24 protein-coding genes are annotated in these 24,636 nt (G+C 44.4%); 14 read left to right on the forward strand and 10 right to left on the reverse strand.

Annotation, left to right across the window (positions count from 1 at the left end; all coding sequences use genetic code 11):
- Positions 1-73 precede the first annotated feature (73 nt).
- Positions 74-1,057, reverse strand: a complete 984-nt coding sequence (locus C7Y66_RS14695) for a YegS/Rv2252/BmrU family lipid kinase (protein ID WP_106546165.1) — start codon at positions 1,055-1,057, stop codon at positions 74-76.
- A 97-nt stretch (positions 1,058-1,154) separates the two neighbouring features.
- Here C7Y66_RS14695 and C7Y66_RS14700 point away from each other — a divergent pair, with 97 nt between their 5' ends.
- Both C7Y66_RS14700 and C7Y66_RS14705 read left to right on the forward strand, forming a co-directional pair.
- Positions 1,155-1,412 carry a chlororespiratory reduction protein 7 gene (locus C7Y66_RS14700; RefSeq protein WP_106546166.1) on the forward strand — a complete coding sequence of 86 codons (258 nt, stop codon included), beginning with the start codon at positions 1,155-1,157 and terminating at the stop codon, positions 1,410-1,412.
- Between the two features lie 7 nt (positions 1,413-1,419).
- A complete protein-coding gene (locus tag C7Y66_RS14705) occupies positions 1,420-2,667 on the forward strand; it encodes a polymorphic toxin-type HINT domain-containing protein (protein WP_106546167.1) in 1,248 nt (415 codons plus the stop codon).
- A 57-nt stretch (positions 2,668-2,724) separates the two neighbouring features.
- Here C7Y66_RS14705 and C7Y66_RS14710 read toward each other — a convergent pair whose 3' ends face one another.
- The 5 genes from C7Y66_RS14710 to acnB all read right to left on the reverse strand — a co-directional run bounded on the left by C7Y66_RS14710 (position 2,725) and on the right by acnB (position 7,430).
- Positions 2,725-2,919, reverse strand: a complete 195-nt coding sequence (locus tag C7Y66_RS14710; protein WP_106546168.1) for a hypothetical protein — start codon at positions 2,917-2,919, stop codon at positions 2,725-2,727.
- Positions 2,920-3,009: 90 nt separating this feature from the next.
- A complete protein-coding gene (locus tag C7Y66_RS14715) occupies positions 3,010-4,206 on the reverse strand; it encodes an endonuclease NucS domain-containing protein (protein WP_106546169.1) in 1,197 nt (398 codons plus the stop codon).
- Between the two features lie 95 nt (positions 4,207-4,301).
- Positions 4,302-4,544, reverse strand: a complete 243-nt coding sequence (locus C7Y66_RS14720) for an antitoxin family protein (RefSeq protein ID WP_106546170.1) — start codon at positions 4,542-4,544, stop codon at positions 4,302-4,304.
- A gap of 8 nt (positions 4,545-4,552) precedes the next feature.
- Complete coding sequence (locus C7Y66_RS14725; protein ID WP_106546171.1) at positions 4,553-4,771, reverse strand: type II toxin-antitoxin system HicB family antitoxin; 219 nt, start codon at positions 4,769-4,771, stop codon at positions 4,553-4,555.
- A 46-nt stretch (positions 4,772-4,817) separates the two neighbouring features.
- The gene (gene acnB, locus C7Y66_RS14730; RefSeq protein ID WP_106546172.1) at positions 4,818-7,430 is read right to left on the reverse strand and encodes a bifunctional aconitate hydratase 2/2-methylisocitrate dehydratase; all 2,613 of its coding nucleotides are present in this window, start codon (positions 7,428-7,430) and stop codon (positions 4,818-4,820) included.
- Between the two features lie 282 nt (positions 7,431-7,712).
- Between acnB and C7Y66_RS14735 the strand changes: the two genes are divergently transcribed.
- The 4 genes from C7Y66_RS14735 to C7Y66_RS14745 all read left to right on the forward strand — a co-directional run bounded on the left by C7Y66_RS14735 (position 7,713) and on the right by C7Y66_RS14745 (position 10,197).
- On the forward strand, positions 7,713-8,030 hold the full coding sequence (locus C7Y66_RS14735) for a 2Fe-2S iron-sulfur cluster-binding protein (RefSeq protein WP_106546173.1): 318 nt from the start codon (positions 7,713-7,715) through the stop codon (positions 8,028-8,030).
- Between the two features lie 34 nt (positions 8,031-8,064).
- Complete coding sequence (locus C7Y66_RS30550; RefSeq protein ID WP_146149797.1) at positions 8,065-8,274, forward strand: hypothetical protein; 210 nt, start codon at positions 8,065-8,067, stop codon at positions 8,272-8,274.
- A gap of 179 nt (positions 8,275-8,453) precedes the next feature.
- Positions 8,454-9,569, forward strand: coding sequence for a DUF3326 domain-containing protein (locus C7Y66_RS14740; RefSeq protein ID WP_106546174.1), 1,116 nt, complete (start codon positions 8,454-8,456; stop codon positions 9,567-9,569).
- A 40-nt stretch (positions 9,570-9,609) separates the two neighbouring features.
- On the forward strand, positions 9,610-10,197 hold the full coding sequence (locus tag C7Y66_RS14745) for a CPBP family intramembrane glutamic endopeptidase (protein ID WP_106546194.1): 588 nt from the start codon (positions 9,610-9,612) through the stop codon (positions 10,195-10,197).
- 126 nt (positions 10,198-10,323) lie between these two features.
- Here C7Y66_RS14745 and C7Y66_RS14750 read toward each other — a convergent pair whose 3' ends face one another.
- From C7Y66_RS14750 to C7Y66_RS14760, 3 genes are all read right to left on the reverse strand, one after another.
- A complete protein-coding gene (locus C7Y66_RS14750) occupies positions 10,324-10,977 on the reverse strand; it encodes a PIG-L deacetylase family protein (RefSeq protein WP_106546175.1) in 654 nt (217 codons plus the stop codon).
- Positions 10,978-10,982: 5 nt separating this feature from the next.
- Positions 10,983-11,828 (reverse strand): sugar phosphate nucleotidyltransferase, encoded by an 846-nt coding sequence (locus C7Y66_RS14755; protein ID WP_106218483.1) that lies wholly within the window; start codon positions 11,826-11,828, stop codon positions 10,983-10,985.
- Positions 11,829-11,925: 97 nt separating this feature from the next.
- Entirely contained in the window at positions 11,926-13,161 is a 1,236-nt protein-coding gene (locus C7Y66_RS14760; protein WP_106546176.1) for a class I SAM-dependent methyltransferase, read from the reverse strand.
- Positions 13,162-13,792: 631 nt separating this feature from the next.
- Here C7Y66_RS14760 and C7Y66_RS14765 point away from each other — a divergent pair.
- From C7Y66_RS14765 to C7Y66_RS14780, 4 genes are all read left to right on the forward strand, one after another.
- Positions 13,793-16,336 (forward strand): glycosyltransferase, encoded by a 2,544-nt coding sequence (locus C7Y66_RS14765; protein ID WP_106546177.1) that lies wholly within the window; start codon positions 13,793-13,795, stop codon positions 16,334-16,336.
- A 128-nt stretch (positions 16,337-16,464) separates the two neighbouring features.
- Positions 16,465-18,240 (forward strand): ABC transporter ATP-binding protein, encoded by a 1,776-nt coding sequence (locus C7Y66_RS14770; protein WP_106546178.1) that lies wholly within the window; start codon positions 16,465-16,467, stop codon positions 18,238-18,240.
- 2 nt (positions 18,241-18,242) lie between these two features.
- On the forward strand, positions 18,243-19,448 hold the full coding sequence (locus C7Y66_RS14775; RefSeq protein WP_106546179.1) for a glycosyltransferase: 1,206 nt from the start codon (positions 18,243-18,245) through the stop codon (positions 19,446-19,448).
- A gap of 3 nt (positions 19,449-19,451) precedes the next feature.
- Positions 19,452-20,678, forward strand: coding sequence for a glycosyltransferase family A protein (locus C7Y66_RS14780; protein ID WP_233222683.1), 1,227 nt, complete (start codon positions 19,452-19,454; stop codon positions 20,676-20,678).
- A 29-nt stretch (positions 20,679-20,707) separates the two neighbouring features.
- Here C7Y66_RS14780 and C7Y66_RS32970 read toward each other — a convergent pair whose 3' ends face one another.
- Positions 20,708-20,833 (reverse strand): hypothetical protein, encoded by a 126-nt coding sequence (locus C7Y66_RS32970; RefSeq protein ID WP_255409988.1) that lies wholly within the window; start codon positions 20,831-20,833, stop codon positions 20,708-20,710.
- 1 nt (position 20,834) lies between these two features.
- Here C7Y66_RS32970 and C7Y66_RS14785 point away from each other — a divergent pair, with 1 nt between their 5' ends.
- The 4 genes from C7Y66_RS14785 to C7Y66_RS14795 all read left to right on the forward strand — a co-directional run bounded on the left by C7Y66_RS14785 (position 20,835) and on the right by C7Y66_RS14795 (position 24,617).
- Positions 20,835-21,950, forward strand: a complete 1,116-nt coding sequence (locus C7Y66_RS14785) for a hypothetical protein (protein ID WP_106546180.1) — start codon at positions 20,835-20,837, stop codon at positions 21,948-21,950.
- Positions 21,951-22,088: 138 nt separating this feature from the next.
- Positions 22,089-23,333, forward strand: coding sequence for an efflux RND transporter periplasmic adaptor subunit (locus C7Y66_RS14790; RefSeq protein ID WP_106546181.1), 1,245 nt, complete (start codon positions 22,089-22,091; stop codon positions 23,331-23,333).
- 14 nt (positions 23,334-23,347) lie between these two features.
- Positions 23,348-23,473: a hypothetical protein gene (locus tag C7Y66_RS32975; RefSeq protein WP_255409989.1), complete on the forward strand. Its 126-nt coding sequence runs from the start codon at positions 23,348-23,350 to the stop codon at positions 23,471-23,473.
- Positions 23,433-24,617: an ABC transporter permease gene (locus tag C7Y66_RS14795; RefSeq protein ID WP_106546182.1), complete on the forward strand. Its 1,185-nt coding sequence runs from the start codon at positions 23,433-23,435 to the stop codon at positions 24,615-24,617. Before C7Y66_RS32975 ends, C7Y66_RS14795 begins: the two co-directional genes overlap by 41 nt.
- The last annotated feature ends 19 nt before the right edge of the window (positions 24,618-24,636 follow it).

Raw genomic sequence — 24,636 nt, forward strand, 5'->3', positions numbered from 1 at the left:
GACAAGGGGGACAAGGGGGACAAGGGGGAGAATTCTAGTCACCAGCCACTAGTCACTAGTCACTGATAACTGATTAATCAGCAAACCCCACAACCACTTTATTTTCCACAATCAAATCTGGTAGTCCTTCCAGTTTTTCTGCGGCTGAGGGTGGGGCTGCTTCCTTTGGGACAAAAATTGTCAGTCCATCTGGAATGCATTTGACATCAATAGGTGTCTCACCAATGATTTCGCCATCTAAAACAACTTTTTGCGGCGGATCGGTGCGGATCTTGACTCGTTCGGCGCGTAAATATCCTACGTCATCTCGTTCGGCTGCATTCTCGTTTAAAGCTGTAGAGAGTAAGTGAAAAGAAGCCGCGATCGCGCCTGCACGAGTTGTAGAAGAAACTACGGTAACATCTAATAGTCCGTCATCAAATACTACTCCGTCTGGACCTTGAGCTAAGACCGAGGTAGGTGGTGCGGCGTTGGCGACTGTAATTGCAGCAGCCGTGACGTTGATAATTCTGTCTTCTGTCTCAATTTCTGCGGTAAAGCTTTCCAATTCGCGCAACTGTTGCAGTCCAGCCATGACATAAGCTAGCATTCCAAATCGCTTTTTCGCCTGACGATCTGCTTTTTCTACCGTTTCCGCCTCAAACCCAATGCCAGCTAGCAATACCATCGGGCGATCGTTGCACAATGCCGCATCAACTTTGCGCGTGACTCCCCCTAAAATCATCTGACAAGCAGCTTCAATTGTATCTGGTAGTTCCAAGGCTGCGGCGAAAGCATTAGCCGTACCGCGAGAAATTACACCCAAGGGAATATCCGTTCCCACTACAGCATCAGCCGCCGCTGAGAGAGTACCGTCGCCGCCAGAGGCGATAATAACTTTTGCCCCATCTGCGATCGCTTCTCTAGCAATTTCATCCGCGTCCATTTCGGCTGTTGTCATCCGAATATCTAAGTCAAACTCCGGTTCGAGTAACTCTCTAATTTGCGCTAGATCTTGTTCGGGGTTACTTTGACCAGCAACTGGGTTAAATACTAGGCAAGCTGTCTTTCGGGTCATAAAATCTTCCGATTCGGCACTCAGATAGTTGCGTTTTCTTTTAAACTAGCAGCTGAAACACGCATTTTGTCACTATATCCTAAGTTACAATTAATTTATGACAGACCCGTTAATGTATCAAGAAGATCACTTTGTTGTCCTAGAACCAAACCAGCCAGAACAATTTCTTACGGCTGCAGAATTGTTAGAAAAGCTTAAAGATGTTTTGAGTCAGAGGCAACACAATTTACCTCCAGAGTTGCAAAAGTTCAACTCTATCGAAGCTCAGGCTAAGTATTTAATCGATACGAGTTGCGATTTAGATTTAGAACCAGGGCAGTTTTTACAGTGGTACGCCGTGCGGTTAGAAAAGTGATACTTCAATGAAATTTATCGGGAATTTTGCCAAACTGCTAAGTATGAGTTTGGCTATTTTATTATTATTTTTCTGTATATCTGATTTTGCTTATGCTCGTGGCGGTTGCTTTGGAGAAGGAACCAAAATTTCAACTCCAGTAGGCGACAAATTAATCGAACAACTGCATCCAGGCGATCGCGTTCTGAGTTATAACTTTACCACGCATCATCCCGAGATAGGAAAAATTGGCGAAATTCAAGTTCTATCCTCTCCCGATTATTTTGTAATTAATAATACGCTTAAAGTTACGGGAACTCACCCGTTTTACATTCAAACTTCTACAGGAATCGATTTAGTTGAAGCGCGAAGACTAAAAGTAGGCGATCGCCTCGTAGGATATAAGATTGCTACTCCTGTTATTTCTGCGATCGAGTATATAAATAAACCTATTACTGTCTATAATCTGATTTCTATTAATCCTCAGCATAACTTTTATGCTAACCAAATTTTAGTACATAACAAAGGTGGTGGAGGACATGGTGGAGGACATGGTGGAGGAGGAGGTAGAAGCTTTTCTGGAGGAGAACATGGAGGTGGTTCATCTGCTCCAATTACTAAAAAGACTATTTATAGTCTTGCATTTGTGGGGATGCTCTTATTAGCTGTGCTAGTACCTTTTGGATTTCGACGAGAAATTTATAATTATATTAGTTTCTTTAAAAAAGATTTTACTGACAATCTAGATTTAATTAAATTTACTACACTTGTTAATCCGAACTTTGCCAATCGCTATTCTGCTAGTTATACACAAGATAATGAAATTTGGCAAGTAATTACAAACATATCAGAAATTAACGAACAAGACTATCAGCACATATGTAGTAAAGCGGAACTAATAGAAAAAGTAAGCCAACTATTTATTCAGTATCAATCTGACTGGACAATGAAAAAATTTATTCAAATGGCTGAGTATGTTGCCGAGCCATTTTACTCTAAACAAGAGTATATTTGTCTACGTAATTTTGGTGATAATTACGATATTGTTTATCAACCTGAAATAATTGAAGTTGCACCGCTTAGTTACAAACAGGAAGAAGACAAACATATTTTTAAAATACAGATAAATGCAAAAATGACCAATTTTGAAGTATCTCCTCAAGGATACGTTCTAAGTGGCGAACCTGAACCACGATCTTTTACTGAATATTGGAGTATTAGTATAGATGTTGAAAATAAGTGGTATTTAATAGGAATTGAGCAAGTTGATTCTTAAATGTTTATCATTTAGAATAGCGAGAGTGCTTGTGTGAGTAGGGGGTGCGATCGCCCTTTATTCTTCTTTTATGAGTTGTTGCAAAGCTTCATCTTTAGATAATGGCTTTTCATCTTTTACTTCATTCATCAGTTGCGCTAAGCCATAATCTTCTAGTATTTCTTCAATTTTTTCAAACTCAGCAATAGGAATTTGTACAGCAATAGGTTGTTGATTTTCGCCAAGAATATAACTTTTGTGAGTTTCAAGCATTGTAGTAGATTTTAAGTAGGCGTTGCGGTTATAATGAGATGCGCTGCGATAGTGGCAATGTGATAGAGACTGTGGCTTGTAGTTTAATAACTATTTGATTCTATAATTCCAAGTTTTTATAGCTAAATCAACATACCATCCCAGATTAGTAGGAGTTTGCGTTCTATAAGTTTCCCACCATCTTGTAATTTCATTATCAATAGGTGGAGTAATACCTTTTAGGAGATAAAGCAGTAAACAAAATGAATTACCTCCTCCCATCGTAGCTTGTGCCAAGTACATATTAGCTTGGCTCCACTTCACCATCCCTTGTCTGTTGAATGTTAAATTTTTATTAGGATTTTGTTTTTCTTTTATATCAATATTAGTTTTGGTACAAACTATCCATTCAACAATAGAATCCTTAGAAAAAGGATTGTGATTTTCAGCTAAAACCAATCCAAATCTTGCTATAGGAACTTTTATCTTTGTTTCTACTTGAGTTGGTAGCCAAAGAAATAACTGTACGCCTTTACCAGTATTAGTTATTTCTGCTAGCTTTTTATGGTTCTCTCCTTCTCCAGTACCATAAAGAATTTTTCTGTATGTACGGCTAACCATTTCTTTAACTTTTGGTTGAGTAATTAGTAGCGATCTTAAAGTATTAAAATCATTGCGGTATTCTAGAGGTAAGTGACTTCTAAAGTTTCGGGTAAAAACGGGTAAACTATTATTACTTGTATCGTAGCTAGTTGAGACTTCAGCTAAACCGAATATAGGATAGGGAATATCATGAGTTCGACCACATAGTTTAAATTTCCCTGAGCCATTATCGTTTTTTATGCTAAATTGCAAAAACTCAAAATCATTTTCAAATTTAGATGCTTCTTTATCAGTATGATTATCTTCGTGAAAAGTAGGTGCAATTGCTATTAGCTTGATTGGTAACGAGTAATCTATCTGTTCTACAAATGGCTTTTTTACCAAAAGAGCTTTTCGATAACGAATTAGCTGAGCTACTATACCTCGATCCTCTTCGTTCTTCAGCTCAATAATTACTGGTTGTTTGTTTGATTTAGAACAACAAAGTAGATCGCATCGTTGAGTTTTGATAGTATATTGACGCTTGACTAAAATCAAGTCTGAAAAAATAGTATTGAACTGAGATTCAATATAGTATTCTAAATCTACTTCTGACTGGAAACGGATGTCTCTGCCGTTATATATTAAAGTCCGATTATCTTGCACTGACTCTTGATTCAGTCTTTTTCCATATGCCGTCAAGTGCTTTGCTTTCAAATATGGCATGAAAATTATTCTACAATGATCTTTAGGTATAATATTTTACCATCATTCGTCTGCTTTTTTAATAGAAGATGTATTTAAAAATATGCTGTTGCCATTCATTCAATATTTTCAGTGTTATGTTTTGGTGTACCGTATAGATAATGGTCGTGTTGGCTAGACCAATCACTAGGAGCTTCTACCGTTCCTGCCATTGCTTCTAAAACATTCCAAGCATTACCTTTAGCTACAGGCTCGACAGATTCAACTGTAATAGTGTAGCGTGTATTCGGTTCCAAATTAGGTGGAGAATCTGGACGAAAAACTTTACCGTCAAATACAACTGTTATAGTTTCACTCATAATTTAAGTTATCCTATTGTGCGAAATTCATGCAGTTCTTCTATAGAGATAGGTGCATGATAAATATTAGTTTCTTTATCATAAACGAGTTGAAACGAATCAATCGCTTCTTTGAGCTTATTCACAGCATCTTCTTGAGAGTTTCCCTGTCCTACTATGCCATTTTCTAAGCACAACGCTACCCAATATCCTGCACTTTGTCGAAGCACAACTGTGTAAAAATCCATTTATGTATACCCAAAAGAAACAAGGTGGGCATTGCCCACCTTACAATTATGACTTACTAGCAGCCGTAGGCATTCCCAAAATATCCTCAATCCGAGGCATCTCTTCTAAAGGAATTACCCTTCCCTCATCCGCAAAACCTGCGATTTGATCGAAGTTCAAATAGCGATACAAATCGCCAGCAAAAGGATGAATTTTATGCGCTACGATGTCCATATATTCCTGTACGGAAGGCAGACGACCGAGTAACGCACAAACAGCAGCTAATTCCGCCGAACCGAGGTAAACTTGGGCATCTTTACCCATGCGATTATTGAAGTTTCGCGTAGAGGTAGAAAACACCGTTACGCCATCTTCAACCCGCGCCTGATTCCCCATACATAAACTGCAACCAGGCATTTCTGTTCTCGCACCAGCCGCACCAAACACACCGTAAACACCCTCTTCCTTGAGTTGCTTTTCATCCATGCGAGTAGGGGGACAAATCCACAAACGAGTTTTAACAGCGCCAGCACCTTCTAATACTTTCGCGGTTGCCCGATAATGACCGATATTAGTCATACAGGAACCAACAAATACTTCTTGTACCGGATCGTTTTCTACTTCCGATAACAACTTCACGTTATCAGGATCGTTAGGTGCGGCAACAATTGGTTCCTTAATTTCATTCAAATCAATTTCGATGATTTCCGCATACTCCGCATCAGCATCACCTTCCATTAATACAGGATTAGCTAACCATTCTTCCATCTTGGCAACGCGGCGCATGATAGTTTTAGCATCCTGATAACCCCGCGCCACCATATTTTTCATTAGCGCGATGTTGGAACGCAAATATTCGGAAACAGTTTCGATACTCAATTTGATGGTACAACCCGCACAAGATCTTTCTGCTGTCGCATCGGTAAGTTCAAAAGCTTGTTCGACTTTTAAATTTGGCAAGCCTTCGATTTCCATAATTCGTCCAGAAAAGATGTTTTTCTTATTCTGTTTGGCTACCGTCAGCAATCCTTTTTGGATAGCAACATAGGGAATTGCATTTACAATATCCCGTAGCGTTACCCCTGGCTGTAACTCACCTTTGAATCTAACTAAAACAGATTCCGGCATATCCAAAGGCATCACACCTAAAGCCGCTGCAAAAGCTACCAAACCAGAACCAGCAGGAAAGGAAATTCCTAAAGGAAAACGAGTGTGAGAGTCGCCACCTGTACCGACAGTATCGGGTAACAGCATCCGATTTAACCAAGAGTGGATAATACCATCCCCAGGACGCAAGGCAACACCAGCGCGAGAAGACATGAAATCGGGGAGTTCGTGGTGCACTTTCACATCTACAGGTTTGGGATAAGCTGCCGTATGACAGAAACTTTGCATCACCAAGTCAGCACTGAAACCCAAACATGCAAGTTCTTTCAACTCATCGCGGGTCATGGGTCCCGTGGTATCCTGAGAACCAACAGTAGTCATAATCGGTTCGCAGTAAGTCCCAGGACGGACACCAGGTAAACCGCAAGCTTTACCCACCATTTTTTGCGCTAGAGTGTAACCTTTACCCGTATCAACTGGTTGCTTGGGACGGGTGAAAATAAGACTTGGTTCTAATCCCAAAGCCGTGCGAGTTTTATCGGTAAGGGTACGTCCGATTAATAGGGGGATGCGTCCGCCTGCACGAACTTCATCTAAAATCGTGTCGGGTTTGAGAGTGAAGGTAGAGATAACTTCGCCTGCTTCGTTGGTAATTTCCCCTTTATAAGGATGGATGGTAATTACCATACCCGTTTCCATCTGGGTGACATCGCACTGAATTGGCAATGCACCAGCATCCTCAGCTGTATTGAAGAAAATTGGCGCGATCGCACTTCCTAAAATATACCCTCCTGCCCGCTTGTTGGGAATGCAGGGAATATCTTGACCGATATGCCACAACACCGAGTTAATTGCCGACTTGCGGGAAGAACCCGTACCGACAACATCGCCAACATAAGCTACAGGATGTCCTTTTTGCTTTAACTGAGCGATCGTTTCTAAACTACCAGGTTGCCGCGATTCCAACATCACTAAGGCATGTAAGGGAATATCAGGGCGTGTAGTAGCATGGGGTGCAGGAGATAAATCGTCCGTGTTCGTCTCCCCAGGCACTTTAAATACAGTGACGGTGATAGCTTCAGGTAAAGTCGGGCGAGAAGTGAACCATTCAGCATTTGCCCAAGAATCAACCACCTGCTTAGCATAAGGATTGCCTTCACTTGACAAATCCAAAACATCGTGGTAAGACTCATAAACTAGAGCGATCTTACTCAAAGCCTTGGCAGCAGCAGCAGCTAAAGTCGCCTCCGCACTAAGTAGATCGATTAGCGATCGCACGTTATAACCGCCTACCATCGTCCCCAATAAAGCGATCGCATCTGTAGGGGAAACAAGGGGACTCGTCACCTCACCCTTAGCCACAGCCGTCAAAAACCCAGCCTTGACATAAGCCGCCGGATCGACACCAGGAGGAATGCGATCGCGCAACAGGTGCAGCAATGTTTCCTCTTCCCCAGCAGGCGGATGTTTCAGCAATTCACACAAATCCGATGTTTGTTCCGCATCCAATGGTAACGGCGGAATACCTAATGCCCCGCGTTCTGCTACTTGCTGCCGATATTGTTCCAGCATTCTCTACCTCTTAAGGATCTCCAGTATTTTTACTTCCTACTTCCAGCTTAGTGCTAGCAAGAGCCAGTTATCAGTTATCAGTTAACAGTTATCAGTGGTTAGTGGCTGGTGGCTAGTGACTAAATAAAGATTCGGTGACTAGCTACTCACCAACAACCAATGACAAATGACGAATGACTAATGACCATTCGTTAGAACCCGACCGTACAAGATAAAATAACTGGTGAGCAATTTACAATAGCTGATGCTGCGTTCGAGCTTGCGATCGCCCTAACTTTATATATGTCTCAAACTTACACGGTTCAAATTCATCATCAAGGCGAAACTCACACGATTCAAGTCCCAGAAGACAAAATCATTTTACGGGCTGCTACTGCTGCTGGGCTGGATTTGCCGAGTTCTTGTAATGCAGGCGTGTGTACCACCTGCGCTGGCAAAATTCTAGAGGGAACTGTCGATCAAAGTGATGGAATGGGTGTGAGTCCCGAACTTCAACAACAAGGCTATGTCTTGTTATGCGTCGCCCGTCCTCGTTCCGATTTGAAAATTGAAACGGAAAAAGAAGACGAGTTATACGATTTGCAGTTTGGAAAACCGTAGAAAAGTCAAAAGTTAAAAGTTAAAAGTCAAAACTATGGTTTTGACTTTCCCGACTTCCGACTCCTGCCATAACATGACAACCCAATTCGTCACTTTAGAAATCGATCTTCAAGAAACGCCAGCCCAATTACTTCAGGCAATTGAAGCAGAATTACGATTGTCTGGAGAACCGTTGCGGTGGGCAATTACTAGCGTAGATCTCCCTCGCCAAAAAGCAATTGTCGAAGCAGTTGTTGTCAGTTGACAGTAAACGGTTATCAGGGAGACAATTCAATTCGCGATCGCGCATCACGCGCTACCAGTTTTGACTTTTAACTGTTATCCGGGCGGGTTTTGGTAAACGATCTTCGTTAATTCTGAGGGATTCTCGCTAAACCCGCCCCTACGAATTTTTGACTTTTAACTTTTGACTTTTGACTTTATATGAATCGTCTCTACACAGCCCTCTTAATCGTCCCTACTGGAATTGGGGCAGCTATTGGTGGTTATGCTGGCGATGCGATGCCCGTTGCTAGAACACTCGCTTCGGTATGCGATCGCCTCATCACTCACCCGAACGTCCTCAATGGCGCACAATTATACTGGTCTTTACCTAATGCTTTCTATGTTGAAGGCTACGGACTTGACAAATTCGCAGCGGGATGCTGGGGTTTACGTCCAATACATCAAAATCGCATAGGTTTAATTCTTGACAAAGGAATAGAGACAGATTTGCGACTGCGACATCTCCAAGCTGCGGATGCGGCTAGGGCAACTTTGGGGTTAAATTTAACCGACTATGTTATTACTGATGCGCCTTTAAATGTGGAACTGCGGACTGCTGCTTCTGGGGCGAGTTGGGGGACAATTGGCAATCCCGATAGTTTGTTACGGGCGGCGGAAGTATTGATAAGTAAAGCTGGTGCAGAAGCGATCGCAGTGGTTGCCCGTTTCCCTGATGATATTGGTAGCGAGGCATTGCAAAACTATCGCCACGGGCAGGGAGTCGATCCGCTAGCGGGTGCGGAAGCGATTATCAGCCATTTAATTGTCAAAACTTTTCAAGTTCCCTGCGCCCACTCTCCCGCGTTATCACCTTTACCCCTCGATCCCGATTTGTCTCCTCGTTCGGCGGCGGAAGAATTGGGATATACATTTTTGCCTAGCGTTTTAGTTGGGTTAAGTCGCGCCCCTCAATTTGTTGTAAACGCGCACCCTGTAGAGACGTTCCATGGAACGTCTCTACAACCTCCACGACATATAACGTCTCTACATGAAGATATTTGGGCAAAGGAAGTCGATGCTGTCGTCATCCCTGCCACGGCTTGCGGTAGTAGTGCCGTCCTCTGTTTAAGCCAATCCCAGGCGCAAATTATTACTGTGGCAGAAAATCAAACCACAATGCAAGTGCCACCCGCACCACTGGGAATCAAAGCGATCGCGGTAAACTCTTATTTGGAGGCAATCGGTGTCATCGCTGCCCATAAAGCAGGTGTGAATCCAACTATCTTGAGTGGGGCGATCGCAAATTTACATTGCTTATCTACCACAGATGACTAGCTGTAGCCCTATACTATCACTAACCCCTAACCGCCCTGCCATTTCCGTGAGTCAGCAGCAAGATCCGAGTATTCAACCTTTGTCACGCCTCCAAATTCTCATGTTGATGGGTGTGACTGCTGTAGTCTTTTTACTAATTGCAAAAGTCTGGTTAAGATTTGGCTCAGTAACCATCTTAAGTGTTAGTTGGGATGCTATAGCAATACTCACAGGCATCTGTTTAGGACTCATTATTACTTCTACTAGCTTTATAGTTTATCGATTGTGGCCCGCATATCGTCGTAGTTCGGATTTCTATCTAGAATTTGTCCTCAAGCCATTGTTACTACCAGATATTATCTGGGTAGGGTTATTACCAGGGCTGAGTGAAGAATTGTTATTTCGAGGTGTGATGCTACCAGCACTCGGTTTAAATGCTACTGGTGTTGCCATATCAAGTCTTTGCTTCGGTGCTTTACATCTGAGTGGTTCTCAGCAATGGTCTTATGTTGTTTGGGCATCTATAGTAGGTGCATTACTAGGATTTAGTGCTGTAGTTACGCACAATTTATTAGTACCAATTGTGGCGCACACGTTTACAAATTTAATTTCTAGCTATCTTTGGAAAATAGGGCAATCTAATTCTTAGTAGAGTCGCACATCTGTGCGCCCCTACCAAACAACCGTACACCTCTATGACTCTTTTCAATCAAAAAAAACTTTACGAAATTGTAAGGCTAGTAGGGTGTGTTTTGAAAACGCACCCTACTACAGATCAAACAATAACTTTGCGACAGTAAAAAGCCTCCGCGTATTTTTCTGGTGCATTCGATTCAATTCCCCGTATTCTTAAAATTGATAAAAAAGTTTCTTCGGTAAACCACTGCTTTTCCATTTGAGACTGAAAAGCATTGAGAATCAACTGAGTTTTATGCTGGCAAATTATTGGATCTAAATGAACAAATAAATTAGGTATACCTAAATCACCATCGTACTTGGGAATTTCATATTCTAAAATTAGATGATTTCTGAAAGTATTCCAAGTTAAATCGGAAATTAATCGATGATCTTGGTGTAGGTCATTACGATAATGAGTCAAAATAAGATCGGGCTGGAATTCTTGTTTTAAGCTTTCAAAAAGTTCCTTAACTTCGATCGCCATAAAAGGCAAAAACCCGTCTCGAAAATTTGCGATCGCAATGTTTTTGACTTGCGTTCCTTTTAAAAACTGTTTAGCACTCTCGTAAGCTTCTTTTTCTCTTTGTGAATTAGAGCTAAATACCACCCAGTAGAAAACAAGATTCTGATATTTTTTTATCAGTTTTAAAATTGTACCTCCACAACCAATTTCAATATCATCGCAGTGCGCTCCCAAACATAAAACATTATAAGGCGAATCGCTTTTTGCTTCAAAATTAAATTTGAGCATCCAGTCTATCTCCCAATCTGATATGCTAGATTGAATGTTTTCGATTCATTTGTTTCCCAACAATATTCTGACTGAGTAGATTTCCATACATGCCAAGGTGCTTTCCCTTGGCAATACAAATCGTCTAACTGCTGCTGTTCTTTGAAGGTATCCATGCACGCCCAAAAACCATCGTATTTATATGCCGTTAGCTGATTCAACTTCATCAATCTTTGAAATGGCTCGCACACTAACTCCTCACCTTCATTAATGTATTGATAAATCTCTCGTTTAAACAGAAAATATCCTCCATTAATCCGAATTCCTGCTTCTTTTACATCTTTAATATCGTTAACTAAACCATCTTCTGTAGTAGAAACAAGGTGAAAGCTATGAGAAGGCTTGACACACAAAAAACAAGCTACCCTATCTTTCTGATAAAAATCATCAATGAATTTTGGTAGATTCAGATCGGTCAACCCATCGCTATAATTTGCTAAAAATACCTCTTCACCTTCCAAATACTTTTCTACCGCTTTAAACCTTTGCCCGATACTAGAATGCAAACCCGTATCGACAAAAGTAATTTTCCAATCTTCAATGTCGCTATTGGATAGTTGAATAGTTTTTCCACCATTCAATAATGTAAAGTCGTTAGATAAACATTCATTGTAATGTAAAAAATAGTTCTTTATAGCATCAGCTTTGTAGCCAAGGCACAAAATAAAATCTTTATGCCCGTAGTAGGCATAATACTTCATAATATGCCATAAAATCGGTCGGTAGCCAATATGAACCATTGGTTTAGGTAAATTTGCAGCAGCTTCTCTCAATCGCGTTCCTAAACCACCGCAAAATAAAACAACTTTCATAATATACTCTCCTTATTTCTGTCGGAGTAGATTTAAACTGAGCCATAAGGTAGCAAGTAGTGTAAATCCCAACTACCAACTACCAATTACCCATTACCTAAGAGTAAACAATTACTTCAGGTATTGGTACAATAAACTTACCACCCCAATCGCGAATATATGCCATTTGCTCCATAATTTCATCCTGAAGATTCCAAGGTAAAATTAAAAGATAGTCTGGCTTTGTCTCCAAAATTTTGTTAGGATGAAAGATAGGAATATGAGTGCCTGGTAATAATTTACCTTGCTTAAAAGAACTGCGATCGACTGTATAATCAATAAAATCCGTGCGGATTCCGCAAAAATTCAAGAGCGTGTTGCCTTTGCCTGGAGCGCCATAACCAACAATAGACTTACCTTGCCTTTTCGCTGTAATTAAAAAATCCAATAGCTTAAACTTGGTTTCTTTAACCTTTTGAGCAAAAGAGAAATAATGCTCTAGAGTTGTAAACCCAGCCGCTTTCTCTTCAGATCTTAACGCTCTCACCTGTTGACTAATTGATTTCGACGTATCTTCAGCATGACTGACATAAATTCTGAGGGAACCCCCGTGAGTTGACAACTGTTCAACATCAAAAATAGTCAGTCCGTGGGTGGCAAAAACTTTCTCAACCGTGAGGAATGAAAGGTAAGAAAAGTGTTCGTGGTAAATAGTATCAAACTGATTTCCCTCCATCAACCGCATCAAATGGGGGAATTCCATTGTAATAACTCCCTCCGGTTTGAGCAAAATTTTCATTCCAGCCACAAAATCATTTAAATCGGGTACGTGAGCTAGCACGTTATTACCCAACAGTAAATCAGCTTGATTCCCCTTTGCTACTAACTCTCGCGCTGTCTGTTGCCCAAAGAACTTGACAACTGTAGGAATACCTTTTTCCTGAGCTACTTTGGCTACATTTACTGCTGGCTCTATGCCTAAAACAGGTATCCCTTGAGCCACAAAGTATTGCAGCAAATAACCATCATTACTCGCAATTTCCACAACTTGACTCTGTTCGTGCAATCCCCAACGTCCTACCATTTTTTCAGTGTAATCTCGAACGTGTTGCAGCCAAGTATCAGAATAGGACGAGAAGTACGCATAGTGACTGAAGATGTCACTCGGACTGACATACTCTAGAAGTTGAACTAAAAAACAGCGATCGCATACGTACACATGCAGTGGATAAAACGGCTCCATCTGGTTGAGCTGAGCAGGTGTGATGTAGCTCTCGCATAATGGTGACATTCCTAGATCGACAAAGCTATGTCTCAGCAAGGAGCCACAGAAACGACAGCACGAGCTATTCATTGTTATATTTCACTATGCCTAAAACTTACTACGTCCGATCGTTCACAACTAGCTGGCACTAGTCGTCAATGCAACTTAAAACCTATTGCAATTTAAGATTTGATTTTGAATACTCACTTTTCCTCTAAACTGGATACTACACACTTAATTTGAGCGTGTCAACCCCATATTTGCAAATACCAAGTTCGAGACATTTGTGCAAATTTTGCACAAATGTGAAGATACTTGCAAAAGTAGGGTCGAACTTCAGACATGCGATTGAAGTACGTTATGCAAAACTCTGAAAGTAAATATTCCCTCCAAACTAGCTGCAAGCAAGAGGCAACAACTAATAGAGAGAATATATCAACCAATTGTCCTGAGTTGACAATATGGCATTGTGTTACAAGTTCCCAAAAAGCTCGATTGTATAGTTGACACTTGTAATTAACTTTGGTAAGAGTGTAGCTTATGACTAGGTTTTGATAGAGACCAATTTTTGCCTTAATTAGCGATCGCGATCGCAGTCTTTCGCGCTCTGCCACATGCGTGAGGGGCAGTACTTCTGTGCTGTATCTCAACACAAGCGGCAAGAATTAAGTATCGAGATTTAAAAATTTAGAAATTTGAACTATGAGGAGCGGAATCCTGCATGAGTCTGCCGTGTTCTAGCTTCAGTTATGCACCGCTGGCAACCAGGGAAGCAGTCACAGCTCAGGGTAAGTTTTTATACGTTAACGATCGAAAGTTTTTTCTCAAAGGAGTTAGCTACGGTCCGTTTTCTCAGGCAACACACGGCACTCCCTTTCCTGAAAAACAGGTTGTTGAAAAAGACTTTGCCTTGATGGTAGAACTAGGAGCGAACTGTATTCGCACGTATACTGTTCCCCCTGTATGGCTGTTGGATTTGGCAGCAGCTTACGGTCTGAGAATAATGGTCGGTATTCCTTGGGCTGAGCATATCTGTTTTTTGAGTTCCTCTGCTGTCCGAGCAGAGATTCGGGGCGCGATCGCTGATGGGGTGCGAGCCTGTCGCGACAGCCCCGCTACGTTTGCTTATCTAGTCGGTAACGAGATCCCTCCAGATGTCGTTCGCTGGCACGGAGCTAAGCAAGTTCGAGCTTTCCTGAGAGATTTAGTTTCAGTTGCCAAGGATGGCGATCCTACCGCACTTGTCAGTTATGCTAACTACCCCTGTACTGAGTATTTAGATATTGACTTCACTGATTTTTTATCCTTCAACGTCTATCTACACAAGGAAAAAGATTTTCGCAGTTACCTAGCGCGGCTGCACAATCTAGCAGAAGATAAACCATTAGTACTGAGCGAGTTCGGCATCGATTCTATCCGCGAGGGTGTAGAGGGGCAAGCTCAGATCCTCGATCGCAAACTGGCATCGAGTTTCAAAACTGGAGCAGCAGGTACAATAGTCTTTTCTTGGACGGACGAGTGGTTTACTGGTGGGTTTGCAATTCAAGACTGGGCGTTCGGTTTAGTCGATCGCGATCGGCATAAAAAGCCTGCATTCTACAGCGTACAGCAGTATTACAAATCGCTGCTACCACCACAACTACCTGAATACCCCAAAGTCTCGGTGGTTGTCTGTACTTACAATGCCGAACGAACTCTAGACAGTTGCCTTGCCTCGCTAGAGCGACTCAATTACCCTAACTATGAGGTAATTGTGGTCAATGATGGCTCTACAGACGGTAGCTGGGAAATTGCTCGAAAATATGACTATATTCGCTTAATTAACCAAGAAAATAAGGGATTAAGTGTCGCTCGTAACGTCGGTATCGCTGCTGCTGAAGGCGAAATTATTGCCTATACTGATTCTGATTGCGTTGCCGACCCAGACTGGTTAATTTACCTGGTAGATAAATTTCTCAGTTCGGGACTTTCAGCCGTTGGTGGTCCCAACTTACCCCCACCAGAAGATGCTTTGATTCCTGCTTGCGTGGCAGTATCTCCTGGTGGTCCTACCCATGTCTTACTAAACGATGAGGTAGCGGAGCATATTGCTGGTTGTAATATGGCTTTTCGCCGAGAAGCACTAGCGGAAATTGGCGGTTTCGATCCGTTATTTCATGCTGCTGGCGATGATGTCGATCTGTGCTGGCGGTTACAAGACCAAGGCTATACGATCGGCTTTAGTCCCGCTGCGATCGTCTGGCACTTTCGCCGCAATACCGTAGCTGCTTACCTAAAACAACAACGAGGCTATGGCAAGGCAGAAGCTCTAGTCTACTTCAAGCACCCCTATCGCTTTAATTTATTGGGACAACCCCGCTGGTTCGGCAGAATTTACGGCGGACTTTACTCCACTTTTCTCATCGGTCAACCGACGATTTACTCTGGAGTGTTCGGTCGTGGCTTTTTTCAGATGTTGTACCAACCGCCAGCCTCTCTGTTTGGCTATCTTCCTCTAACTTTAGAGTGGAACCTAGCGATCGCCCTGTTTGGCACTTTATCGCTGCTATCCGGTCACTTCCCTTGGGTTGCCATCATTATGGTATTAATTTCCTGGGGTTGGTCTGTGGCTGCTGCCGTACAAGCACCAATTGACTCCCGTTTTCAGGGCATAAAAGCGCGTTTGCTGGTAGCAACGTTAATTTACTTAGGTCCACTGGTTCGTAGTCTAGAGCGGTATCGCTGGCGGTTTAAAGGACTAACTCAGATGGATGCGATCGAGTGCGATCGCGTCACGCAAAAACCCGAAGTAGTTTGGCACAAGTCTGCTTTTTACTTGTCCTATTGGACAGAAGCAGGAATGGAGAAAGAAAGTTTGCTGCTGGGGGCAATGGAACTGCTTTTATCTCGCAAATACTTTATCATTCCCGATCGCGGTTGGAGCAGTTGGGATTTGGAAGTTTATCGAGGCATCTGGTCGAAAGCTCAGATCAAGGTCTGTACCGAAAATCACGGTAGCGGTAAACGATTGCTGCGGGTACGGTGCGGACTCAAACTAACGCAGCTCGCCAAGATGATGGCGATCGGCTGTACCTTAATGGCAGTTGCCGCGATCGCCCTTGGCAGGTCAGAACTAGGCGCGATCGCAACTGTCACGAGTGCGATTACCGCTACGACAATTCTCTATCAACACTCCCGCCTCGGTCGCATTCTCTACCACGTCATGGAAAACGTGGCACAAAGACTTTATTTGTTGCCGACTTCAAATTTGGACAATGGGCAATAGTTTAGGTGGTAATGGGTAATGGGTAATTGGTAATGGGTCATTGATACTCACCTCCTTGTCCCCCTTGTCCCAATGCGTGAATTTTGAATGCGTGAATTTTGTCCTCGGCTCCCGACTCCCGACTTTCAATGATAATCTTCCTCGCTCGTAAAACCTTACGCTACCTTCTGCCCTATCGCTTTCTATTTTTAGTGGCGATCGCGCAGGTGATTTTGCTGAATGCTTTAGAATTGCTGAAGCCTTGGCCCCTAAAACTGATTATCGACAACGTACAAGTCGGAGGTCAGCCGCTCCCGTGGGAATTTTTAAAAGGCTTGTCCCGCGAACATCTACTTTTGTCGATCTGTATCGGACTGGTGCTGATTTATCTACTTTGGGGTGGTCTGTCACTATTGCATAACTACACCACTATTAGCATCGGTCAGCGCATGGTCAACGATTTGCGCGGCGACCTCTACAGCCACTTGCAGCGCCTTTCTCTAGCATTTCACAATCGCCAGCAGGTAGGAGACTTACTTTACCGCATTGCTACCGATACCTACGCGATTCAAAGCTTGACGATGAACACCGTAATTCCCATCCTCTCAGCAGTGGTGTTTTTGGTGGGAATGTTTATTATCATGGTGCAGCTCGATCCGCTGCTAACCTTCTTAGCGCTGAGCGTTTGTCCGGCTTTATTTATCACGCTATCGCTGTTAAATCGCCCGATTAACAAAGCGGCAACTCAATCTCATCAACAAGAGAGCGTGGTTTATTCGCTGGTGCAGCGAAATATTTCTGCCATGCGGATTATCCAAGCATTTACCAAAGAAGATGAAGAACACAGCAAGTTTATGGCGGCGAGTCGGGAGAGCTTAGCAGCGCGCTTGCGACTTTACAATCTACAAAGTCTTTACTCTGGGGTAGTCAGTTTAGTTAGCGCCGTGGGTACTGCCTTAGTCGTGTGGGTTGCTGCCAATCAAGTATTGGCTGGTGAATTGACAGTGGGCGAGTTAGTATTATTTACTTCTTATCTTGCCTCGCTTTACGACCCAATTAATAGCATCAGTCAAACCTACGGAATGACTCAGTGGGCGCAGGTGGGCGTGATGCGAGTGTTTGAAATTTTGGATATCGAGCGAGATCTGCCAGAGGGAACTAAAACATTCCCTACAGTTGGAGCTAAGGGAGAAATTGTTTGGGATAATGTCAGTTTCGATTATTTGCCCGACCAGCCAACGCTAAAACAAATTAATTTGCGCGTGCGGGCGGGACAGAAAGTGGCAATTGTCGGTCCTACAGGCGCAGGAAAATCGACTTTAGTTAGTCTGCTACCGCGCTTTTACGATCCGCAAGTTGGTCGAGTCACAATTGATGGAGTTGACGTGCGAGAATTTCAACTGAAATCCTTGCGTCGTCAAATTGGCATGGTGCTGCAACCGCCGATTGTCTTTCCCCTCAGCTTTCGGGAGAACATCGCCTACGGTCGCCCCGATGCAGCGCTTTCAGAGGTCGTGACTGCTGCCCGTCTTGCCCGAATTCACGATTTAATCGTCAGTACGTCCCAAGGGTACGACACGGTAGTAGGGGAAAGGGGAGCGACTCTTTCAGAAGGGGAAAGACAACGCTTGACGATCGCCCGAGCAATTTTACTAGACGCACCGATTTTAATTTTGGACGAACCCACCTCCTCAGTGGATGCCGAAACTGAAGCATTGATTATGGAAGGGTTAGACCGACTCACAGTCGGACGGACGACCTTAATTATTGCTCACCGACTCTCAACCGTGCGTCAAGCCGATTCAATTGTCGTGTTACGAGCTGGGCAGATTGTCGAACAAGGTACATTTGCCGAATTGATGAGTCAGCGGAGTGCATTTGCGGCGCTCTACCGTACCCAGTTCAGTTTACAGGGGGAGAAATAAATATGTCGCTGCGGATTGCGATCGCTGGTTTAGCTGGGACGTATCCCTTCGGGGGCATGTTTTGGCATTACTTACAATACTTACTCGGATTGCAACGGCTCGGTCATGATGTCTTGTATATCGAGGATACGGGTAAATGGTGTTACGACCCGGTGGCGAAAACATTTGTCGAAGATGGGTCGAAAAATGCTGCCTTTTTAGCGCGAGAACTAGCCATTTTAGACGAGAGTTTGAGCGATCGCTGGTTTTTTCGCGACGTAACTGGCAAGACCTACGGTCGTCCTTGGCACGATGTTGTCGAGTTCTGCCACAGTGCCGATCTGTTACTCCATATTTCCGCTGGGCATTGGATGCGTGAGGAAAACTTTACCAATGCCAAAGTCGTATTAATCGATACCGATCCTTTATATACTCAAGCCGGACTACTGACTGGTTCCCCTGCGGAAGTCGCAGCTCGCGTTGCTTGGTGGCAGGAACATCACGACGTTTTCTTTAGCTTTGGAGAAAATATAGGCGCTGCTGATTGTAAAGTTCCCTGCGAATCGTTTGACTGGATGCCCACACGCCAACCAATTGTATTAGATTGCTTCGACCGAGCAGCCGTACCAGTTACAGAGCGGCGACCCGTATTGACAACTGTTGCATCGTGGGAACCAAAAGAAAAGGGTCCGGTAGTCAACGGCGTTGCTTATACCGGAAAAAGTAGTGAATTCGAGCGCTACATAGATTTACCATCTCACAGTCCGCTACCACTCGAATTAGCTTTAAGCGGTTCTGCCCCCGTCGAGAGGCTGCAAGAATCCGGTTGGATCGTACGCGATGGCTACGAAGTCTCCCACAACCCTTGGGTTTACCGAGATTATCTCGCTCATTCATTCGGCGAATGGAGCATTGCTAAGAACGCTTACGTTGCTAGTCAAAGCGGTTGGTTTTCTTGTCGCACAGCCAGCTACCTCGCCCTTGGCGTACCAGTGATTCTACAAGATACAGGCTTTAGCAAAACCATTCCTACTGGGGAAGGGCTATTGACATTTACGACAACAGCTCAAGCAGCAGAGGCAATCGAGAAATTAAAAACCAACCCGCAGCGACACGCCAAAGCCGCCAGAGAAATCGCGCAAGCATATTTTGACTCGGATAAGGTACTGACGAATTTGATTGACAAGGCGGGAAGTTGGGAGCAGTTATCAGTGACCAGTGACCAGTAACCAGTGACCAACAACCAACAACGCAATGCGATGACCAAAGTTACTGTAGCCCTAACTACATATAATCGATCGCAGTTACTCAAGCTCAGTTTGGCAAGTGTTTTAGCTCAAGACTATCCAGACTTTCGGGTGATGGTACTCGATAATGCTTCGACTGACGATACTGAAACAGTCGTGCGATCGCTTGCTGAAGACGACGATCGCGTCACTTACATTCGTAACGAAACTAATATTGGTGGTTTAGGTAACTGGAACCTTGCTATTGAATTAAATACTAGTCCTTATTTAACAATTTTGAGCGATGACGATCTGATGTTGCCGGGGTTGATCGGCGAATCTGTCCGAGTTTTAGACGAGCATCCGCAAGTTGGGTTTTCATTTGCAATGGTGAGGCTGATCGATGCTGCTGGTAATTCCCTAGACCTACAGCACACGGGAAATATTTCTGGTGGTTTAGTCGAGGGTCTAGATTTTCTCGAACAGACGATTTCCTGGCAGGGTTGTCCGGTTTATACTTCTAGTCTATTTTTCCGCGCTTCAGCGTTGGCAGTCGTGGGACAGTTTGATAGTCCCCATTCTAAGCATACATTTGACTTGACGACGATCTATCGGCTGGCTGCCAAGTTCGACATCTTCTTTTTAGCCCGAGAACTCGCGCAAGTCCGCCTGCACCCAGGACAGATTACCGAAACAGACTGGCGCTTCGATCGCAACGGACCAATTGGTGTCATTGCTGAAATTATCGATGCTGTCGCTTATCTATTGCAAAGCGATCGCGCCAGGGATGAGAACTATCGACAATGGCTTGCCGAACGCTTTCTTGCTCTACACGCACGTCAAAGCGAATACACGCAAATGGCTCTGCCCTACATGCAACAAACTTGGGAGGAACGATTGCAATTAGCCACCCAAGAAATTGCTCGGTTAATCCCCCCAGAAGAAGCCTACATTCTCGTCGATGACGGTCAGTGGCAAGGGGAAGCGATCGCCTCTGCACCAGCAATTCCTTTCCTTGAACAAGATGGACAATACTGGGGCGCACCACCAGATGACGCAACGGCAATTCAAGAACTGGAACGTTTGCAGAGCAAAGGGGTGCAGTTTATCGTTTTTGGCTGGTCGGCTTTTTGGTGGCTCGATTACTATTCTGAGCTGGAACGTTATTTGCGATCGCATTGTCGCTGCGTGTTGAAAAATACCCGCCTTGTTGTGTACGGGCTTCAACCATGATGCAAAAGTCAAAATTCAAAAGTCAAAAGTCAAAATTTCCCGACTCCCACTCTCCCACTCCTGTACGGGCGGGTTTCCAAACCCGTCCCTGCTGACTCCCACTCTCCCACTCCCGATCGCGCCAGTTGCCTGCGAATCGTCGTCCTCGGATACATCGTGCGTGGACCTTTGGGTGGAATGTCTTGGCATCCTTTGCAATACCTAATGGGGCTAGCAAATTTGGGTCACGATGTTTATTTCATCGAAGATAGCGATGATTATCCCTCTTGCTACGACCCGACACGCGGTTATATGGATATCGATCCTACTTATGGCTTGAAATATGCTGCCAGTATTTTCGAGCAAGTTGGTTTAGGCGATCGCTGGGCGTATTACGATGCCCATACAAGTTCGTGGTTGGGAGGTTGTGCTGACCGGATTAAGGAGATTTGCACTACTGCCGATCTGTTACTCAATTTAGATGGAGTTAACCCGCTGCGCCCTTGGCTGCTGCAAATTCCCGCCCGTGCATTAGTTGAGGGAGATTCTGTCTTCACCCAAATTCGCCACCTCACCGATGCTTATGCCTACGAACAAGCGCGACAGCATACAACTTTCTTTTCTTGTGCGGAAAATATCGGTCAGAGCAAATGTACTGTCCCCGATGATGGGTTTCCCTGGCAACCCACGCGCCAACCGATCGTTCTCGATACCTGGTCGGTAAAGCCTTTAACTGATGCCGCAGCCAAATTTACGACAGTCATGCAATGGGAAAGTTATCCAGCGCGAGAATACAAAGGTATTCGCTATGGCTTAAAGGCAGATGCTTTTCCCCCTTACATAGATTTGCCAAAGCGGGTAGGCTCGATCTTGGAGCTGGCAGTGAGTGGAGGTAATACACCCACCGAGCAACTGGCAACTAAAGGCTGGAGAGTGCGAGAGCCACCGACGCGATCGCCCTGGACTTATCAAGAATACATTCAACAATCGAAGGCAGAGTTTAGTATAACCAAGGATGCTTTTGCCGTAACTTGGAGTGGTTTGTTTAGCGAACGCAGCGCCTGCTATCTCGCTAGCGGTCGTCCTGTGGTGATTCAAGACACGGGTTTTTCCAATTGGTTGCCTACTGGTGCAGGCGCGATCGCATTTAGTAATTTAGAAGAAGCGATCGCGGGGATTGAAGCAGTTAACAGCCGCTACGAATTTCACTGCCAAGCAGCAAGAGCGATCGCCCAAGAATATTTCGATGCCCGTCACATCCTGCCACCTTTACTTGAAGCCGCCATGAAATAAGAGCAGAGGAGTAGAGGGGCAGAGGAAGCAGAGGAAGCAAAAACTGTCAACCAACAACCCATTACCCATTACCCATTACCAACTACCCATACCCTGACAACTGATAACTGATAACTGATAACTGACACCTGGTCAATCGTGAGTAGAAAACAGGGACACAAATTTCGTTCTGGTATGCAATGGCTAGCTTGGTCGGCGAGTCTAGCCGGAATTTGCTTAGCTAGCGGGCTGGGTTACTTTCTGGTTTTCAATTCTACTGCCCAACCAGTGACCGTACAAACGGTAGCCGTAGAAACAGGAACCGTAGAAAATACAATTGATGAAAGCGGTACTGTGGAACTTCAGGGACAGCGAACGATCAAGTCGCCCACTGAAGGCGCTGTCGATCGCGTCTTAGTCCAGCCTGGAAATCAAGTGAAAGCCGATCAAGTACTCGTCATTCTCCGCTATCCCGAGCGCCAAACTGCTTTAGCCAACCAGCAATTGAAAATACTAGAGGCGCAAGCGACTCTGGTACGCAACCGTCAAAAAATCTTAGAGGCTCAGGAACAGTTAATTGCCGATGAAAAAATTCGTAAAAAACTAGATGCCTTGGCACAGGAAGGAGCCGTGGCGCAACAACAAGTCCAAGAGCTAGAAGATAAAGTGCGGCAGAATGAAGCTGACATCCGCAATGCTCAGTTGGAAGCTCAAAACGCGACAATCCAGCTTCAGATCGAGCAGCTTCAACGTCAAAGCATTCAGCAAAAACTCCAAGATACATTAGTGCGATCGCCGCTAGATGGCACGGTTTTGGGAGTCAGCGTCAAAAATGGTGATGGAGTTGAGTTGCGTACCGATCTGTTGACGGTAGGCGATCCGGCGCAAGTGAAAATCAAGCTTTTGCTCTCTCCTCTAAACGCCGCTCAAGTCAGAGTCAATCAAGTGGTTCGCGTCAGCGCGATCGCGCCTAACGCCAAAACTTTTACTGGCACAATCCAAAGCGTATATCCCCAGGCAGTGACTCCCGAAGAAAGTCAAAAACAAAGCGGTCGTAGTGGTGGTAGTAGCGATCGCTCGAATCAACCTAGAGTACCTGCAACTGTCAAGCTTGACACCCCGACGCGATCGCTCATTCCAGGTAGCGGCGTAAACGTTGAGATCGTACTAGAGCAGCGGCGCAACGTTTTAGTCTTGAATTCAGAAATTATTCAACGCACCGAACAACGTCCTTTTGTTTGGGTAAAAGACAGTCAAAACAAAGCTCAGAAACGATATCTTAAATTGGGTTTAGAAGGATTGCTCACCGCTGAAGTTGTTGCTGGACTGAACTTTGGCGAAAAAGTCATTTTACCCCCCGCCGAAGCCACCCTGACCCCAGGAACACCAGTTATCAGTTATTAGGGAGCAGGGAGCAGTTGTCAGTCTACCAACTACCAATTACCAACTACCAATTACCAACTACCAATTACCAACTACCAATTACCAACTACCAACTATCCAATGAGCCTTTCACCAGTCGAACTGCTAATCCTCACCTTTGACTCTTTGCGTAGCAATCCCCTACGTTCTGCTTTGACGGCGTTAGGAGTATTTATGGGTGTGGCTGCGGTCAGTGCTACGCTTCAAGTTGGTAGTATCAGCCGGATTGTTATTGCCCAACGATTAGCAGAAAGAGACGCGCCTCAGATTATGGTAGGACTCAATTGGCAAGCAGGCAGCGACTTGAGCGCTCAAATGAGCCTAGCAGATTTGGAATTTTTCCGCCAACGGCTCTCTGGCTTACGGGCGAGTAGTGGCGCAGCTTGGGTGGGTTCGGCAGAAACTGTATTTCAAACTGAAGAAGCTAGTCCTCAGATGATGGCAGTGACCCCAGATTTTTTACTCACCTTGGGTAGACCGTTGGAAGCAGGACGGTTTTTTACTGCTGCTGATTTCGCCAACTACCGACCTGTGGTCGCGATCGATCGCTTTTTGGCGGATAAGTTATTTAAAGATGGTCAAGCAGTCGGACAACGCCTCTATGCTAACGATCGACCCTACGTAGTGGTGGGAGTCGTACCAACTAAAATGCAGGAAAACGCACCACCTGAAGGACAATTGTTAGTACCGCTACCAATTTATAGTTCTCTTACAGGTAGCCGTGCTGTCGATACAATTCAGTTGCGTCCTCGCCGAATTGAAGACCTTGAAGCTTTTGGTAATCGAGTCCAGCAACTCTTGGCACAACGTTTTCCAGGGCGAAGTTATTGGTCTTGGAACAATGTGGAAGACATCATTCAACAGCAAAAAATCATGCAGCTAGCCTCCCAAGCGTTAACTGTAGTGGGTGCAATTTCCCTACTTGTAGGAGGTGTGGGTATTGCCAATATTACGATCGCTTCAGTGATAGAACGCACGCCAGAAATCGGTCTGCGTCGGGCTTTGGGAGCAACTCAGCAAGATATCATGGCGCAATTTATTTTAGAAGTTGCACTTTTAAGTTTAATCGGCGGGACGATCGCCATAGGGACAGTGCATGGAATTGCCGTTGCAGTCGCCGATACATTTAACTTACCGTACCAATTTGAACCCAGCACCGCAAGTCTAGCGCTAGCTTCAGCTTTACTAGTCGGTATGGGTGCTGGCTTTATTCCTGCTCTCCGTGCCAGCCAACTCGATCCGGTCAAAGCTTTACGCTCGGAATAAGTATCAACAAAAAAGTCAA

The organism is Chroococcidiopsis sp. CCALA 051, from assembly GCF_003015105.1.
GTDB classification, from domain to species: domain Bacteria; phylum Cyanobacteriota; class Cyanobacteriia; order Cyanobacteriales; family Chroococcidiopsidaceae; genus Chroococcidiopsis; species Chroococcidiopsis thermalis.